Origin of the sequence: Bradyrhizobium sp. YR681, from assembly GCF_000282615.1 — a bacterium.
GTDB lineage: Bacteria > Pseudomonadota > Alphaproteobacteria > Rhizobiales > Xanthobacteraceae > Bradyrhizobium.
In genome coordinates this window covers 35024-50700 of record NZ_AKIY01000242.1, presented here as the reverse complement: position 1 = coordinate 50700, position 15677 = coordinate 35024, and the positions used below count along the sequence as shown (strand labels likewise).

The following is a 15677-nucleotide window of genomic DNA, read 5'->3' as shown; positions in this document are numbered from 1 at the left end:
GGCGGGGGGGAGCCGTACCGGGAATTTTCCCCACGCGCTCACGATCCTGAATCGCAGGACTGCCGCAACAAGCAACATTTGCAGGAGTGCAAAGTCGTCGAGGATCACTCACATGAACGTCGTCATTCAGAAGCTCAATGGCCTATGGCACCTCATCATCGGATCGAGCCAGATCCGAACGCCCTTCCTGGCGACCCAGGAGCGCGCGCTGGTCGTGACTTACGCCCGGCGCGTCTATCCCGGCGCCAGGATCTTCCAGCGCGACTGACGTGAACGGTTGCGCCTAATCGTCGTCCGCCGGACCGCACCAGCCGGGCAGATAGACCGCATCCTTGCTCTTGGCCGCAGCCAGAGCCTTCTCGAGCGCCTTGTCGAAATTGGCATCCACCGCCTTGCGCGTCAGTTTCCGGCGCAGAAAGTCGGCCCAGAGGAATTCAGAGAACGGCGTGGTGTCCTTGGCAAAGCCTCCCATGCGGCGGAGCTCGCCGGCAAGGCTGCGGAACGGATCGTCCTTGAGATCGGCCACCGATTTCGGCAGGTCGCGGAACGGACGCCGCTCCCCCTTGGAATCGTAGGGGTAGACCCAGCGCTTGTTGTCCATCACGCCCCAGAAGGCCTCGCGCTCGACCATCCTGAGGTCGCCGACCACGGTCACCAGCACCTCCTTGACGCCCTCGTCGTGCAGCGCGCGGCCGAGATGATGATGGTCGATCACGTAATAGCGCTGGTCCGGTCCAGACACGACAGGGATCATGTGACTACCGAGCAGCTCCGACTGCTTCTTCTTGCCGTGCTCGCGCCAGCGCTTGCGCTTCTCCTTGACCTCGCGCATGCCGACCGTCATCTGCGTCGGCCGCAGCGACAGGATCGGCACCGGATGCACTCTCGGCTCGCGCGCGTTGGTGGTCATGCTCAAAAGGCCCCTCGGGTGGCTGCAGGTGTGATCCGGGTTCCCGGGATTATGCCACGGGCCCGACGGCGGTAAAATGCGCTCGGCGCGGCGCCGGGATCACAAGGCCGATGGTCGTGTGAACGCATCATGCGCTGCACGGCCGTGCTGCAACGCACCCCCGCCTATTCCTGATACGGGAATGACGGCTGCAGCCGACATCGTTCGCACCCCATGAAAGATAGTGCGAAAGCGCAATGCACGTGCGCGTTGAGAAGATTTCCTGCAACGCTTTCACGACGTATGCTATTTAAAAATTGCTGCTTCGGAGTGATCCTCGCCCCATGAAAACCCAGCGGCCCATAAGCTCGGATGACGAGCACCGGGTGCTCCAGTTCAGGCCGCGCACCTCACCCTCTCCGGCGATCCACCGGGGCAGCGGCACCGTGCAGCCATTGCGTGCCGCGCCCGAGCCGCTCGACCTCTCACGCTACGAGCAGCCCCGCGCCGAGCCGGACGATTTCCGCCACCGCATGCTCGCCAATATCGCCGCGCTCGCCTTCACCATCGCACTGACCGCGGTCGGAATCTGGCTCGCGGTCAGCATCGCCGACCTCAGGCGGACGCAGGATTGCGTGCTGATGGGCCGCCGGGACTGCGTGAAGATCGTGACGCCGCAGATCTAGGGCCGGCCGGCCGCCCGAATGGGTTCAGGCGGGCATCCCCAGCCCTGTCCTTTGACCCGCCCGGCTCCATTGAACTCAGGGCGGCGCTCCGTTATACGGGCTCTCGACCCGGCCAGAGGGGGGTTTGAGGGCGTCATCGGGGCGCGATGCCCACCCACCGTTCCACTCTGGAAAACCTGACAAATACCCGCAATATATCAAAGGCTTAGTGATGTCCTCCACATTCGATCAGGTCGCTACGATCATCGCTGAAACCTGCGACATCCCGCGCGACACGATCACGCCGGATAGCCACGCCATCGATGACCTCGGCATCGACAGCCTCGATTTCCTCGATATCGCCTTTGCCATCGACAAGCAGTTCGGCATCAAGCTGCCGCTGGAAAAGTGGACCCAGGAGGTCAACGACGGCAAGGCGACCACCGAACAGTATTTCGTGCTGAAGAATCTGTGCGCGCGCATCGACGAGCTGGTTGCCGCCAAGGGCGCGAGCGCCTGATCGGGCGGTCATGCAACTCGAATACTTCCACATGATTGATCGCATCGTCGACCTCAAGGTCGACGAGAAGACGATCGTCGTCGAAGCCCTGGTCCCGAAGGAGAGCACCATCTTCGAGGGACACTTCCCGGGCTATCCCCTGATGCCCGGCGTGCTCCTGATCGAATCGATGGCGCAGGCCTCGGGCTTTCTCCTGCTTGGCGTCCTGAAGTTCGAGCGCATGCCGATCCTCGCCGCCGTCAAAGAGGGCAAGGTGCGCGGCTCGGTGTTCCCCGGCGACCTCATGAGCATCGAGGCAAGCCTCACCTATGAGGGCTCGGGCTATGCCATGACCGAAGCCAAGATCAGGGTCGGCGGCAAGCTGCGCGCGAACTCGGCACTCACCTTCACGCTGATCCCCTTCCCCAATGCGGATATGCGCGGGTACATGACGAAGGTCGCCGAGCGCGTCAGCTTTCCGCAACAGGTCGTATCGCCATGACCGACACCGTTTCGAAGTCCGGCCAGACGGAAGTCTGGATTACCGGCATTGGTCTGGCCACCTCGCTCGGCGAGGGCCTCGACGCCAGCTGGGCCGCGCTTCAGGAGAAGCGCATCAATGTCGATGAGAAGGGCTTTGCGCCCTACATCGTGCATCCGCTGATGCCCGTCTCCTTCGACAGCCAGATCCCGAAGAAGGGCGACCAGCGCCAGATGGAAGCCTGGCAGCGCATCGGCACCTATGCCGCGGGGCTTGCGCTCGATTCCGCCGGGATCAAGGGCAACAAGGACATCCTGTCGAAGATCGACATGGTCGTGGCCGCCGGCGGCGGCGAACGCGACCTCAACGTCGACACCGGCGTGCTCACGGCCGAAGCCAAGGGCGCCAACGCGCCGGGCTTCCTCAACGAACGCCTGATGAGCGATCTCAGGCCGACGCTGTTCCTGGCCCAGCTCTCCAATCTCCTCGCCGGCAACATCGCCATCGTCCACGGCATCGGCGGCACCTCGCGCACCTTCATGGGCGAAGAGGTTGCCGGCGCTGATGCGGCTCGCATCGCACTGTCGCGCATCGCCTCGGGCGAGAGCGACATTGCGCTGATCGGCGGCTCGCATAATGGCGAACGCAAGGACCTGATGGTCCTCTACGAATTCGGCGACTTCAATTTGAAGGACAAGTTCGCCCCCGTCTGGGCGCGCAAGGATCACGCCGGCTTCGCGCTGGGATCTGCCGGTGCGTTCCTGGTGCTGGAATCGAAGGCCCACGCGGAATCACGCGGCGCCAAGCCGTTCGCAAAGCTGTCGAGCGTCGTTGCCGACCTCGCCCGCCGCAAGCAACCGGGCGACATGGCCGCGACGCTGGAGAAGCTCTGGGCCCAGCTGCCCAGGCGCGAGGGCAAGGGCGCCATCATCACGGGCGCGACCGGCGCGGAGCCCGCGACCTCCGAGGAGCGCGGCTTCCTGAAAGGCCACGCCGAATTCCCGGTACGCTCGACCGGCACCATGTTCGGCCACACCATGGAAACGCAATTCCCGCTCGGGCTTGCGCTCGCCGCCCTGTCGATCTCGCGCGGCGCGCTGTTCCCGCCGAACGATTCCACGGGGACCGAGATTGAAATGCAGGGGGCGCCTACCCAGATCGTGGTGGTGGGGGCCGGACACTGGCGCGGCGAAGGCATGGCGCTGGTCGAGGCGGTCGGCTGAAGCGCGGCGCGCCTTGGCCGGATGATGCTCTAGCTTGATCGGGGAAACGACATGACTGCACCACGCGACAAACTCGGGCGCCCCGTCGTCGTCGTCACCGGCATGGGCATCATGACCTCGCTCGGTGCCGGCAAGGCCGACAATTGGTCAAAGCTGGTCGCGGGCGAATCCGGCATCCGCACCATCACGCGTTTTCCGATCGACGGCCTCAAGACCACGATGGCCGGCACGGTCGATTTCGTCAGCGTCGATCCGTTCTCCTCCACCGGCCTGTCCGAGCGCATGGCTGAGCTCGTCACGCAGGAAGCGCTGGAGCAGGCCGGCATCGGCGCCAAGGCCGATTTCCCGGGCCCCCTCTTCCTCGCGGTCGCACCGGTCGAAGTCGAGTGGCCGCAGCGCCGCGAGCTCGGCCGCGCCGTCGGTGCGCAGGACTTCACCTATGACGATCTCTTGCGCATCTCCGGTGGCGGCAAGTACAGCGCCTATCATCACCGCTTCATGTTCGGCTCGGTGGCCGCCTACCTCGCCGAGACCTTTGGCACCAAGGGCTCGCCGATCTCGCTGTCGACCGCCTGCGCCTCGGGCGCGACCTCGATCCAGCTCGGCGTCGAGGCGATCCGCCGCGGCGAGACCGATGCTGCGCTGTGCGTCGCGACCGACGGCACCGTGAACCCGGAAGCGCTGGTGCGCTTCTCGCTGCTCTCGGCGCTGTCGACCCAGAACGATCCGCCGCAGGCTGCCTCCCGCCCCTTCTCCAAGAACCGCGACGGTTTTGTCATGGCCGAAGGCGCCGGCGCCCTCGTGCTCGAAAGCTACGAGGCGGCGACCGCGCGCGGCGCAAAGATCCTCGGCGTGATCGCCGGCTGCGGCGAGCTCACCGATTCCTTCCATCGCACCCGCTCCTCGCCCGACGGCAAGCCGATCATCGGCTGCATGAACAAGACGCTGGCCGACGCCGGCATGACGCCGGACCAGATCGACCACATCAACGCGCACGGCACCGCGACGCCCGAGAACGACAAGATGGAGTTCAACACGACGTCGGCCGTGTTCGGCGATCTCGCGCAGAAGATCCCGGTCACCTCCAACAAGTCGATGGTCGGACACACCATCTCGGCCGCGGGCGCGGTCGAGGCGATCTTCTCGCTGCTGACGCTGGAGCATCAGCGCATTCCGCCGACGATCAATTACGAGACCCCGGATCCCACCATCCTGTTCGACGTGGTCGGCAACAAGGCGCGCGATGCCCGCGTCACCGCGGTGATGTCGAACTCGTTCGGCTTCGGCGGCCAGAACGCCTCGCTGATCCTGACCCGCGAACCGGCCTGACCGGACGCATGGCGCTGATTCCTATCAGCACGAAGATTCGCGCGCGGAATGCAGCCAAGTCGATCGGCGGAAGCCTGATCGGCGCGGCCACCGTCGGCATGCTGCGCACCACGCGCTATTTCGATCCGGTCAAGACCTCCGACTTCTTCTCGCGTGCCGTGAAGCTGATCGGCCCGCGCCTGCGCGAGCACCGCATCGGCCACGCCAACCTCACCGCGGCGTTTCCCGAGAAGTCGCCGGAAGAAATCGAAAACATCCTGATGGGCGTGTGGGACAATCTCGGCCGCGTCGGCGCCGAATTCGCCCATATGGACCACGTCTGGGATTACGACCGCGAGCATCCGGAGACCAGCCGGATCGAATTGCCTCAAGCCAGCATCGAACGGTTCGACCGCATCCGCGACGACGGCAAGCCCGCGCTGATCTTCGCAGCCCATCTGGCCAATTGGGAATTGCCCGCACTCGCCGCCGTCGCGCATGGGCTGGATGCGGCGATCCTCTATCGCCGGCCGAACATCGCCTCTGCCGACCGCATCATCCAGGAGATGCGCCAGGTCAACATGGGCACGCTGATCCCGGCGGGCCGCGACGCGCCGCTGCGGCTCGCGCAAGCGCTCAAGGACGGCAAGCACGTCGCCATGCTGGTCGACCAGTATCTCACCGGCGGCGTCGAGGTCACCTTCTTCGGTCGCAAGACCCGCGCCAATCCGATGCTGGCCCGCCTGCTCCGCCAGGTCGAATGCCCGATCCACGGCGTCCGCGTCATCCGCCTGCCCGGCGGCCGCTTCGCTGCGGAGCTGACCGAAGAGGTCCAGCCGGTGCGCGATGCCGACGGCAAGATCGACATCCAGGGCACGACGCAGGCGATCACGAATGTGGTGGAAAGCTGGGTGCGCGAGCATCCCGAGCAGTGGCTTTGGCTGCATCGCAGGTGGCGGTAGGCCAACCTCGCTCATCTGCTTTGTGAATGCGGACCACGAGCATCAAGAGTGATACGGCGTATCTGGATACTCCGGAAAGTCGCGATCTAGCTCTTTAAGCAATTCACCTCGAAGTATACCCCATAGAGCTAAGATTGTGCTGCGAGCAGTGGATGCCTGCGGAGCCGTCACTGCACTACCAAATCCCAACGACGAAACTGTCCCATGAATCTGTTTAAGGGATTCAAACGGGTAAAGTCCAATCTCAGTTCGTTTCGGTAGCTTCTTGAGGGCCGCTATAACATCCTCCAACGACTTAGCCTGTTTGACGGACAAAACGAACGACTTACTCTCTTCAGATAGCCTTGGTTGCCCCTCACCAGGGTTTCTAAATACACCGCGCAAGTCATCTATGCGGCAACTTAGGCTATGCATCACCTTCGCAAAATCGGCTTGCGTGGGACTAGTTAGATGAGTGTATTGAACCGCGTCTTGGATCGTAACCACGATCTTCTGCCAAACGTCGAACAACGCTTTTGTGAAAGCAACTCTACGCTGGACGCAAAACGCCAGCCAACCAGCACCAATCGGAATGAACACGGTCGGTCCAGACCTCAACGCGGCCTGATAATGCTTCTCTGAAGCATAACAACTAAGAGCCAATGATAGAATGGATAGGCAGAGCGCAAGAACAATCGTACCAATTACTTGAAATCTAAAGGTCTTGCCCGTCATCAGCAGCATCCAAAAAAGGGCCAAACGGCGACCCACAACTTGGCATCTAATCTCTTAAATATCAACTATAAGTTGCATATAGTCTAGCAGGATTATTTCCACTTCTTTATTCTGCCGACAGAGATGAGCCGTCTCGCTACCGCCCCGTCTTCACCTTCGTCCACAGCCGGTTGATCACCCGCTGCGTCGCCGGTTCACGCGCCGTGATGACGAACAGTTTTGCGAGCGTCGCCTCGTCCGGATAGATGTTCTTGTCGCCGAGAATCTTCGGATCGACCAGCTTCTGGCTGGCGAGGTTGCCGTTGGCGTAGGACAGGAAGTCCGAGTTCTTGGCGGCGACGTCGGGGCGGTAGAGATAGTTGATCAGCTCGTAGGCTTCCGCGACGTTCTTGGCATCGGCGGGGATCGCCAGATTGTCGAAGAACATCTGCGCGCCCTCCTTCGGGATGGTGTAGCCGATCTCGACGCCGCTCTTGGCCTCGGCCGCGCGGGCGCGGGCCTGCATGATGTCGCCGGACCAGCCGACCACGAAGCAGATCTCGCCGGTGGCCAGCGCGCTCAGATATTCGGAGGAGTGAAACTTTCGCACCGAGGGACGAACCTTGGCGACGATGTCCGCGGCCTTCTCCAAGTCGGCCTGCTTGGTCGAGTTCGGATCGAGCCCGAGATAGCTCAGCGCCGCCGGAAAGATGTCATCGGCGGAGTCGAGCATGTGCACGCCGCAGTCTTTGAATTTTGCGAGGTTCTCCGGCTTGAAGACGATGTCCCAGCTGTCGATCTTAGCGTCGGGTCCGAGGATCTGCTTCACCTTGGCGACGTTGTAGCCGATGCCCGTCGTGCCCCACATGTAGTTGGCGGCGTAGACGTTGCCGGGATCGTAGATGGCGAGCCGCTCGGTCACCACCGGCCAGGCATTGGCAAGGTTCGGCAGCTTCGTCTTGTCGAGCTTCTGGAAGATGCCGACCTTGATCTGGCGCTGGAGGAAATAGGCCGTCGGCACCACGACGTCATAGCCGGACTTGCCGGCCATCAGGCGCGTCTCCAGCGTCTCGTTGGCATCGAACGTGTCGTAGACCACCGTGATGCCGGTCTCCTTGGTGAAGGCCTCCAGGACGTCAGGCGCCATGTAGTTGGACCAGTTGTAGAAGTTGACGACCCGCTCCGCGGCCCCGGCGGGGGCGGAGAGCAATGTCAGCGCTGCGGCGATCGCGAGACCGAAGGGAAACCCCGGGCGGCTGACATTCGTCATCGTCATCTACCTCTTGCGTCCACGCACCGCGTCCGACAGCCGCTCCAGCGCGGTGTCCAGCGTCTCGTCCTTCTTGGCAAAGCAGAAGCGCACCACCGAAGTCACGGGGTCCTGCTCGTAGAACGCCGAGACCGGGATCGCGGCGACCTTGTAGTCTTTCACGATGCGCCAGCAGAACTCGGTATCGCTCTCGTTGAGCCCGAGCGGCGACAGGTCGACGGTGAGGAAGTAGGTGCCCTGCGACTTCAGCACGGGGAAGCCGAGGCTCTCCAGGCCCCTGGTCAGGCGGTCCCTGCTCCGTGTCAGGTCCTTGCGCATCGACAGGAAGTAGTCGTCGGACTTGCCGAGGCCGTAGGCGACAGCCGCTTGCAGGTTCGGCGCGGTGGTGAATGTCAGGAACTGGTGCACCTTGGCGGCGACGCGCAAGAGCGGCGGCGCGGCGCAGACGAAGCCGATCTTCCAGCCCGTCAGCGAGAAGATCTTGCCGGCCGAGCCGACCTTGATGGTCCGGTCGCGCATGCCGGGGATGGTGATCAGCGGGATGTGCTTGTGCTCGTCGAAGGTGACGTGCTCCCAGACCTCGTCGCAGATCGCGATGACGTCGAACTCCTGGCAGTACCGCGCCAGCAGCTCGAGGTCCTCGCGCGGATAGACCACCGCGGACGGATTCAAGGGGTTGTTGAACAGCACCGCCTTGGTCTTTGAATTGAAGACGCTTTTCAGCATGTCCTCATTCAGCCGCCAATGCGGCGGCTCGAGCCGGACGAGGCGCGGAATGCCGCCGGCCTGGCGGATGATCGGCAGATAGGAATCATACACCGGCTGGAAGCAGACCACCTCGTCGCCGGGCTGGACCACAGCGAGGATCGCCGAGGTCAGCGCCTCGGTGCCGCCCGACGTCACCATCACCTCGCTCATCGGATCGAGCTTGAGGCCGTGCCAGTGGCCGTAATGGGTCGCGATGGCCTGGCGCAGCTCCGGCAGGCCCATCATCGAGGGGTACTGGTTGTAGCCGTTCAGCGAGGCCTCGGCGGCGGCGCGACGGATGTCCTCGGGGCCGGGATCGTCGGGAAAGCCCTGGCCGAGATTGATGGCGGCATTGTCGCGCGCGGCCTGCGACATCGCCTCGAAGATGGTGACGGGAAGGTCCGAGAAGACCTTGTTCAGTGACGAGCTTTTTGACATCGGCCCGGTCAGCCACCGACCTTGCTGGGAAGACCGGCCGCCTTCCAGCCCAGCATGCCGCCGGCCAGATGCTTGTCGTAAGGCAGCCCCGCCGCCTGCGCCGCGAGCGAGGCCGTCACCGAGCGTTTTCCGGAGCGGCAGGCGAACACGACCTCCTTGCCCTGGGGATCGGGGATCGCCTTGGGATCGAAGGTCGAGAGCGGCACGACGACGCCGTAGGGATAGGCCTCGGCCTCGACCTCGTTCGGCTCACGGACGTCGACCAGCAGATAGCGCCCTTCCGCGACACCCTTGGAGACCTCGTCCGGGGTCAGATCCTGTACTTGATTTGCCACATCATCCTCCAACGTCGCGGGCCGCTGCCGGGGCGATCCCGGCGGCCGGCAACCTCGCCTCTCGGCAGGCGAAAATCAAGCGCTACAAAGGCTTGAGCCGCATGCCGCAAGTTAAAGCTAAATCGCAGCGACTTGAAGTGCGGCTTTCAGAACCCGCACTCGATGTCATCCCCCGCGAAGGCGGGGGATCCAGTACGCCGCGGCCTCTCGGTTCAATCACTGGTGTCACGGAGTACTAGGTCGCCGGTCAAGCCGGGCGACGACAGCGGAGCTAGATCGTGACCTGGGTGCCGACTTCGACCACGCGGCCGCTCGGGATCTGGAAATAGTCGGTGGCGTCGTTGGCGGATCGACTGAGCGAGATGAACAGCCGATCCTGCCAGCGCGGCATGCCGGAATGGGCGGCGGGCTTCAACGCCCTCCGCGACAGGAAGAACGAGGTCGACATGATGTCGAACTGCCAGCCGAGCTTGCGGGCGATGGCGAGGGCCTTCGGCACGTTGGGCGATTCCATGAAGCCGAACTTCAACGTCACCTTGGAGAAGGTCGGCGAGATCTGCTCGAGCCGCACCCGCTCGGCCGGATCGATGCGCGGGGTCTGCGCGGTCTCGATGGTGAGAATGACGTTCTTCTCGTGGAGCACTTTGTAGTGCTTCAGACTATGCATCAGCGCGGTCGGGGCACTGAGCGGGTCCGAGGTCAGGAACACGGCGGTGCCGGGCACGCGCTGCGGCGGCCGCTTCTCCAGCATCGCCACGAGGTCGGCAAGCGGGAACTCAAGCTTGCGCGACTTCTCGAACAGCAGCCGGCTGCCGCGCCGCCACGTGTACATCAGCATGATCATGAGCGCGCCGAGCGCCAGCGGCACCCAGCCACCCTCGAACACCTTCAGCAGATTGGCGGCGAGGAAGGTCAGGTCGAGGAACAGGAACGGCGCGATCAGCGCGGCGGCCGCGAAGGGCGACCACTTCCAGACCTTCCAGATCACGACGAAGCCCATCATCGCCGTCACCACCATGGTGCCGGTGACGGAGATGCCGTAGGCCGAGGCGAGCGCGCTGGAGGAGCGGAACAGCAGCACCAGCAGCACCACCGCGACCAGCAGCAACTGATTGATGCGCGGGATGAAGATCTGGCCGGAATGGGCTTCAGATGTATGGCGAATTTCAAAGCGCGGCAGCAGGCCAAGCTGAATGGCCTGGCGCGTCAGCGAGTAGGCGCCGGTGATGACGGCCTGGCTGGCGATGACGGTCGCGGCGGTGGCGAGAACGACCATGCAGCCGCGGAAAAAGCCTTGCGGGAAGAGCTGGAAGAACGGGCTGACGATCGCGCCGGGGTCGCCGAGCACGAGCGCCCCCTGCCCCAGATAGTTCAGCGCCAGCGACGGCAGCACGATGAACAGCCAGGCGGTCTGGATCGGCCGCTTGCCGAAATGGCCGAGGTCCGCATAGAGCGCCTCGGCACCGGTGACCGCCAGGAACACCGCGCCCAGCGTCACGAAGCCGATGATGCCGTGGTGGAACATGAAGGACACGGCGTAGAGCGGGTTCAGCGCGAACAGGATCTGCGGCTGTTCGATGATGGGGTGGATCGCCGCGACCGCAATGACCGCGAACCAGACGCACATCACGGGACCGAAGAACGCCGCGACACGGGCGGTACCGCGCGACTGCACGGCGAACAGGCCGACCAGGATGATCACGGTCAGCGGCACAACGTAGGGCTCGAAGTGCAGCGTGACGTCCTTCATGCCTTCGATCGCCGACAGCACCGAGAGCGCCGGCGTGATCACGGCATCGCCGTAGAACAGCGCGCCCGAGATGATGCCGAGCAGCACGATGGTCGCCCCGCCGGTGCCGACCGCGCGCTGGGCCAGCGCCATCAGCGCCAGCGTGCCGCCCTCGCCGTTGTTGTCGGCGCGGAGCAGGATCACGACGTATTTGAGCGTCACCACCACGATGAGCGCCCACAGGATCAGGGAGACCACGCCGAGGATGGCCGCCGGTGTCGGGGCGCCCTCCGCGCCCGAGGCCGCCATCACCGCCTCACGGAAGGCGTAGAGCGGGCTGGTGCCGATGTCGCCATAGACGACGCCGATGCTGCCGAGCGTCAGCGCGCCGAAACCGGCAGTGGTGTGGGCGTCGCCATGCCCATTGGCCGCCGCCGTTTCCGGGGCGGGAACTGCTACGTCACTTGTCATGGGAGAGCCCAGTGGCCTCTAAAAATGCTTCACTGCACAACGGCGGAGGAGCGCGCGGCTTATAGTCCTGCGCTGCCGGCATAGCCTAGCCCGATTTTGGGCCCTCACCATGCAAAATTCGCATAGGTCCGCCGATTGCGTTCAAATGGTAACTTGGGTGCCGACTTCAACCACCCGTCCGGTGGGAATCTGGAAATAGTCGGTGGCGTCGTTGGCCGAGCGGCTCAGTGCGATGAACAAATGGTCCTGCCAGAGCGGCATGCCCGACTGAGCCGAGGCCTTCAGCGAGCGGCGGGACACGAAGAACGAGGTCGACATGATGTCGAACTGCCAGCCCTGCTTGCGGGCGATCGCGAGCGCCTTGGGCACGTTCGGCTGCTCCATGAATCCGAAGCGGAGGCGCACCTTGGAGAACTTGTCGCTGATCTTCTCCATGCGGAACCGGTCGGACAGATCGACCCGCGGCGTGTGCGCGGTCTCGATGGTCAGGACCACGTTGTGCTCGTGCAGCACCTTGTTGTGCTTGAGATTGTGCAGCAGCGCGGTCGGCACGAAGGAGGGATCGCTGGTGAGGAACACCGCGGTGCCCTTGACGACGTGGGGCGGCCGCTTCTCCAGGCTCCGGATCAGATCGTCCAGCGGCACCTCGATCCGGCGCGTCTTCTGAAGCAGGATGCCGGTGCCCTTGCGCCAGGTCCAGATCGTCCCGGCCATGGCCACGCCGAACAGCAGTGGCACCCAGGCGCCCTCAAACAGCTTGAGGAGATTGGCGCTGAAGAAGCTCAGGTCGACGACGACGAACGGCACGATCACGGCGGCCGCCGTCGCGGCGCGCCAGTTCCACAACTTCCAGATCACGACAAAACCCATGATGCCGTCGGCGACCATGGTGGTGGAGACCGCGATGCCGTAGGCCGACGCCAGATTGCTGGGGGTGTGGAACAACAGCACCAGCAGCATCACGCCGATCAGGAGCAGCCGGTTGACGCGCGGCAGATAGATCTGGCCGGCGTGGGTTTCGGAGGTGTAGCGCACCTCGAAGCGCGGCAGGAGGCCGAGCTGCACCGCCTGATAGACCAGCGAATAGGCGCCGGTGATCACCGCCTGGCTCGCGATCACGGTCGCCGCGGTCGCAAGTCCGACCAGCGGCAGCACCAGATACTCGGGCACCATGCGGTAGAAGGAATGCTCGATCGCGCTGGGATCGGACAGCACCAGCGCGCCCTGCCCGAAATAATTGATCAGCAGCGCGGGCAGCACGAAGAACATCCAGGCCGACTGGATCGGCTTGCGGCCGAAATGGCCGAGATCGGCATAAAGCGCCTCGCCGCCGGTCACCGCCAGGAACACCGCGCCCAGCGTCACGAGGCCGATCGTGCCGTGCGACAGCAGGAATTGCAGTGCATAATACGGATTGATCGCAGCCAGCACCGACGGATCGTCGGCAATGTGAACGATGCCGAGCACCGCCAGGACCGTAAACCACACCACCATGACCGGCCCGAAGGCCGAGGCCACCAGCGCAGTCCCCTTGCTCTGCACCGCGAACAGCAGCACCAGGATGATGACGGTGAGTGGCACGACATAGTGCTCGAATGCGGGGGTGACGAGCTTCAGGCCCTCGACCGCCGACAGCACGGAGATGGCCGGCGTGATCATGGAATCGCCGATGAACATGGAGGCACCGACCACGCCGAGCGCGAGCAGGAACCAGCTTCGCCGTCCCAGCGCGCGCTGGCCGAGCGCCATCAGCGAGAGCGTGCCGCCCTCCCCGTTATTGTCGGCGCGCAGCAGCAGCAGGACGTATTTGGCGGTGACGACGATCAGCAGCGCCCACAGGATCAGCGACAGCACGCCGAGCACCATGACCCGCGAAACCGGCTCGCCGTGGGCGGCTCCCCGGACCGCCTCGTGGAAGGCGTAGAGCGGCGAGGTGCCGATGTCGCCGAAAACGACGCCGATGCTCCCGAGCGTCAGGCCCCAGAAACCCGAGGTGACCGGCCCGTCCTGGGTCTCGGCCTGTGTGATGCTCGCCGTCATGAGAAACTGGAAACGCTTCTTCCCGAGAATTGATCCGGCGCCTTTTGACGCTTCCGGCGCGCGTGTCAATCGGCAGCCCACCTTAGCAGGCGCTGAGCCGGATGCTGTGACGGCGCGGCCACGTTCGTCGCCCGCGCGACGACATGCCTCAGGTAAGATGGTAGCGCAAGGGGGTTACGGCTTCAGATTCGGCGGCAGTGGCGGATCTTCGCGCATCAGGGTGATGGTCACGCGCCGGTTGGCGGCGAGCGAGGGATCGTCCGGAAACAGCGGCTGGGTGTCCGCCTTGCCGGCGACGGCGAAGATGTGGGACGGCGGCAGACCCTCGCGCTCGAGAATCTGGCGCACCGCGTTGGCGCGGTCCGCGGACAGGTCGAAGGCGCCGTAGTCGCTGCGGGTCGGCACGAATCCCGCCGCGGTGTGGCCGGCGATGGAGACACGCAGCGGCGTGGCTTTCAGCGGAATCGCAAGCTTCTCGATCAGGCGGCGGGTGCGGTCATACGGCACCTTGGAGCCGTCGGCGAACATCGAGCGCCCGTCCTGGTCGACGATCTCGAGGTTGAGGCCCTGCTTGGTCTCCTCGAACATGATGTGCTTGGACATCTCGGTCAATTCCGGCATGTCCTGCAACGCTTGGCGCAGTGAGGCTGCGGCCAGCGCGAAATTGCGGTCGATCTTCAGCTTCGCGCCCGAGGTGCGGTCGCGATCCTCCTGATCCGGGGTCGGTGTGTTGGAGGAATCCTCGGGCTGGATGTGGTCGACGTTCTTCAGCCGCGGGCGGGTCGGCAGGCCGTCGGACTCGACGATGCCGGCATAGCGCGCTTCGCTCTGTACGCCGAAGGCGTCGCGCATCGAGCCTGCGACGATCTTCAGCTTGTTGGCGTCCTGCGTCGAGAACGCGACGAGCATCACGAAGAAGCTCATCATCAGGCCCATCAAATCGGCGAAGGTCACGAACCAGCCGTGACCGCCACCGTGAGCATCGCCGCGCTTCTTCTTGGCCATCTCTCAAAATCCCGGCGGGCGGCCTCAGGCCGGCACCGGCTCGCCTTCGGCATGGCGATGCTTCTCCGGCAGATAGGCCAGCAGCATTTCGCGCACCAGCGTCGGGCTCTTGGAGTCGCGGATCATCAGGATGCCGTCGATGATCAAGGTGCGGTTGGTTTCCTCGTCCAGCAGCTTGCCGTGCAGCTTGTCGGCGATCGGCAGACAGAACAGGTTCGCAACCAGCGCGCCGTAGAGCGTGGCGAGCAGCGCGGTCGCCATGAACGGGCCGAGCTTGGAGGGGTCGGTCATGTTGGCGAACATCTGCACCATGCCGATCAGGGTGCCGATCATGCCGAATGCCGGGGCGCAGTCGCCGATGGCGCGGTAGATCTTGCTGCCCTCGTCCAGGTGCATCAGGAAGTTGTCGCGGTCGCGCTCGAGATTGTCGCGGATGAAGTCGAGATCGTAGCCGTCGGCGACGTAGCGGATGCCCTTGGCGAGGAACGGCTCGTCGGTCTCGACCTTTTCGAGGCCGACGGGGCCCTGCTTGCGGGCGATCTCGGCGATGCGGGCGAGCTCGTCGACGAGGTCGTGGGCCGACAGCCGGCTCATGGTGAAAGCGAACTTGGCGCCGAGCGGAAGGCCGTGCAGGAGCGCTGAGAGCGGAAAACGGATCATGGTGGCGGAGATCGAGCCGCCGAAGATGATGATCATCGCATGTTCGGAGATGAACATGTGCAGGTCGCCGCCCATGAAGACCATCGCCACGATGACGATAGTGCCCGCGATGAGCCCGACGCTCGTCATAATATCCATGGGATACTCCAACGCGTACGCAACAACGGCCGTCCTGGCCGCTGGCGCGGCCCAACCCCGAACCGCATCGGAAACCCTAGAGCGCCGCCCTTAAAGCCGCGTAAAGGTTAAGTTGAGCCGGCGC

The 15677-nt window shown here is 64.2% G+C and carries 16 protein-coding genes; 7 read left to right on the top strand and 9 right to left on the bottom strand.

Features of this window, described 5'->3' with window-relative positions; translation table 11 throughout:
* Nucleotides 1-112: 112 nt before the first annotated feature.
* Nucleotides 113-268: a hypothetical protein gene (locus PMI42_RS40125; RefSeq protein ID WP_008139654.1), complete on the top strand. Its 156-nt coding sequence runs from the start codon at nt 113-115 to the stop codon at nt 266-268.
* A 15-nt stretch (nt 269-283) separates the two neighbouring features.
* Here PMI42_RS40125 and PMI42_RS26135 read toward each other — a convergent pair whose 3' ends face one another.
* Complete coding sequence (locus tag PMI42_RS26135) at nt 284-910, bottom strand: ParB-like protein (RefSeq protein ID WP_008139653.1); 627 nt, start codon at nt 908-910, stop codon at nt 284-286.
* A gap of 323 nt (nt 911-1233) precedes the next feature.
* Between PMI42_RS26135 and PMI42_RS26130 the strand changes: the two genes are divergently transcribed.
* From PMI42_RS26130 to PMI42_RS26105, 6 genes are all read left to right on the top strand, one after another.
* Nucleotides 1234-1575, top strand: a complete 342-nt coding sequence (locus tag PMI42_RS26130; RefSeq protein ID WP_008139652.1) for a hypothetical protein — start codon at nt 1234-1236, stop codon at nt 1573-1575.
* A 211-nt stretch (nt 1576-1786) separates the two neighbouring features.
* Entirely contained in the window at nt 1787-2074 is a 288-nt protein-coding gene (locus PMI42_RS26125) for an acyl carrier protein (protein ID WP_007592476.1), read from the top strand.
* Between the two features lie 10 nt (nt 2075-2084).
* Entirely contained in the window at nt 2085-2555 is a 471-nt protein-coding gene (locus tag PMI42_RS26120; RefSeq protein WP_008139651.1) for a 3-hydroxyacyl-ACP dehydratase FabZ family protein, read from the top strand.
* Complete coding sequence (locus PMI42_RS26115) at nt 2552-3757, top strand: beta-ketoacyl-ACP synthase (protein ID WP_008139650.1); 1206 nt, start codon at nt 2552-2554, stop codon at nt 3755-3757. Before PMI42_RS26120 ends, PMI42_RS26115 begins: the two co-directional genes overlap by 4 nt.
* Before the next feature lie 51 nt (nt 3758-3808).
* A complete protein-coding gene (locus tag PMI42_RS26110) occupies nt 3809-5086 on the top strand; it encodes a beta-ketoacyl-ACP synthase (RefSeq protein ID WP_008139649.1) in 1278 nt (425 codons plus the stop codon).
* Nucleotides 5087-5094: 8 nt separating this feature from the next.
* On the top strand, nt 5095-6027 hold the full coding sequence (locus PMI42_RS26105) for a lipid A biosynthesis lauroyl acyltransferase (protein ID WP_008139648.1): 933 nt from the start codon (nt 5095-5097) through the stop codon (nt 6025-6027).
* 42 nt (nt 6028-6069) lie between these two features.
* On the opposite strand, the gene PMI42_RS39395 is transcribed toward PMI42_RS26105, so the two are convergent.
* The 8 genes from PMI42_RS39395 to PMI42_RS26070 all read right to left on the bottom strand — a co-directional run bounded on the left by PMI42_RS39395 (nt 6070) and on the right by PMI42_RS26070 (nt 15553).
* Nucleotides 6070-6741, bottom strand: coding sequence for a hypothetical protein (locus PMI42_RS39395; RefSeq protein ID WP_008139647.1), 672 nt, complete (start codon nt 6739-6741; stop codon nt 6070-6072).
* A 136-nt stretch (nt 6742-6877) separates the two neighbouring features.
* Nucleotides 6878-7990 (bottom strand): polyamine ABC transporter substrate-binding protein, encoded by a 1113-nt coding sequence (locus PMI42_RS26100; RefSeq protein WP_008139646.1) that lies wholly within the window; start codon nt 7988-7990, stop codon nt 6878-6880.
* A 6-nt stretch (nt 7991-7996) separates the two neighbouring features.
* A complete protein-coding gene (locus tag PMI42_RS26095) occupies nt 7997-9175 on the bottom strand; it encodes an aminotransferase (protein WP_008139645.1) in 1179 nt (392 codons plus the stop codon).
* An 8-nt stretch (nt 9176-9183) separates the two neighbouring features.
* Complete coding sequence (locus PMI42_RS26090; protein WP_008139644.1) at nt 9184-9510, bottom strand: rhodanese-like domain-containing protein; 327 nt, start codon at nt 9508-9510, stop codon at nt 9184-9186.
* Between the two features lie 271 nt (nt 9511-9781).
* Nucleotides 9782-11710 carry a potassium transporter Kup gene (locus tag PMI42_RS26085; RefSeq protein ID WP_008139643.1) on the bottom strand — a complete coding sequence of 643 codons (1929 nt, stop codon included), beginning with the start codon at nt 11708-11710 and terminating at the stop codon, nt 9782-9784.
* 141 nt (nt 11711-11851) lie between these two features.
* Complete coding sequence (locus PMI42_RS26080; RefSeq protein WP_008139642.1) at nt 11852-13750, bottom strand: potassium transporter Kup; 1899 nt, start codon at nt 13748-13750, stop codon at nt 11852-11854.
* A 174-nt stretch (nt 13751-13924) separates the two neighbouring features.
* The gene (locus PMI42_RS26075) at nt 13925-14755 is read right to left on the bottom strand and encodes an OmpA/MotB family protein (RefSeq protein WP_008139641.1); all 831 of its coding nucleotides are present in this window, start codon (nt 14753-14755) and stop codon (nt 13925-13927) included.
* A gap of 24 nt (nt 14756-14779) precedes the next feature.
* Nucleotides 14780-15553 carry a motility protein A gene (locus tag PMI42_RS26070; protein ID WP_008139640.1) on the bottom strand — a complete coding sequence of 258 codons (774 nt, stop codon included), beginning with the start codon at nt 15551-15553 and terminating at the stop codon, nt 14780-14782.
* Between the last annotated feature and the right edge of the window lie 124 nt (nt 15554-15677).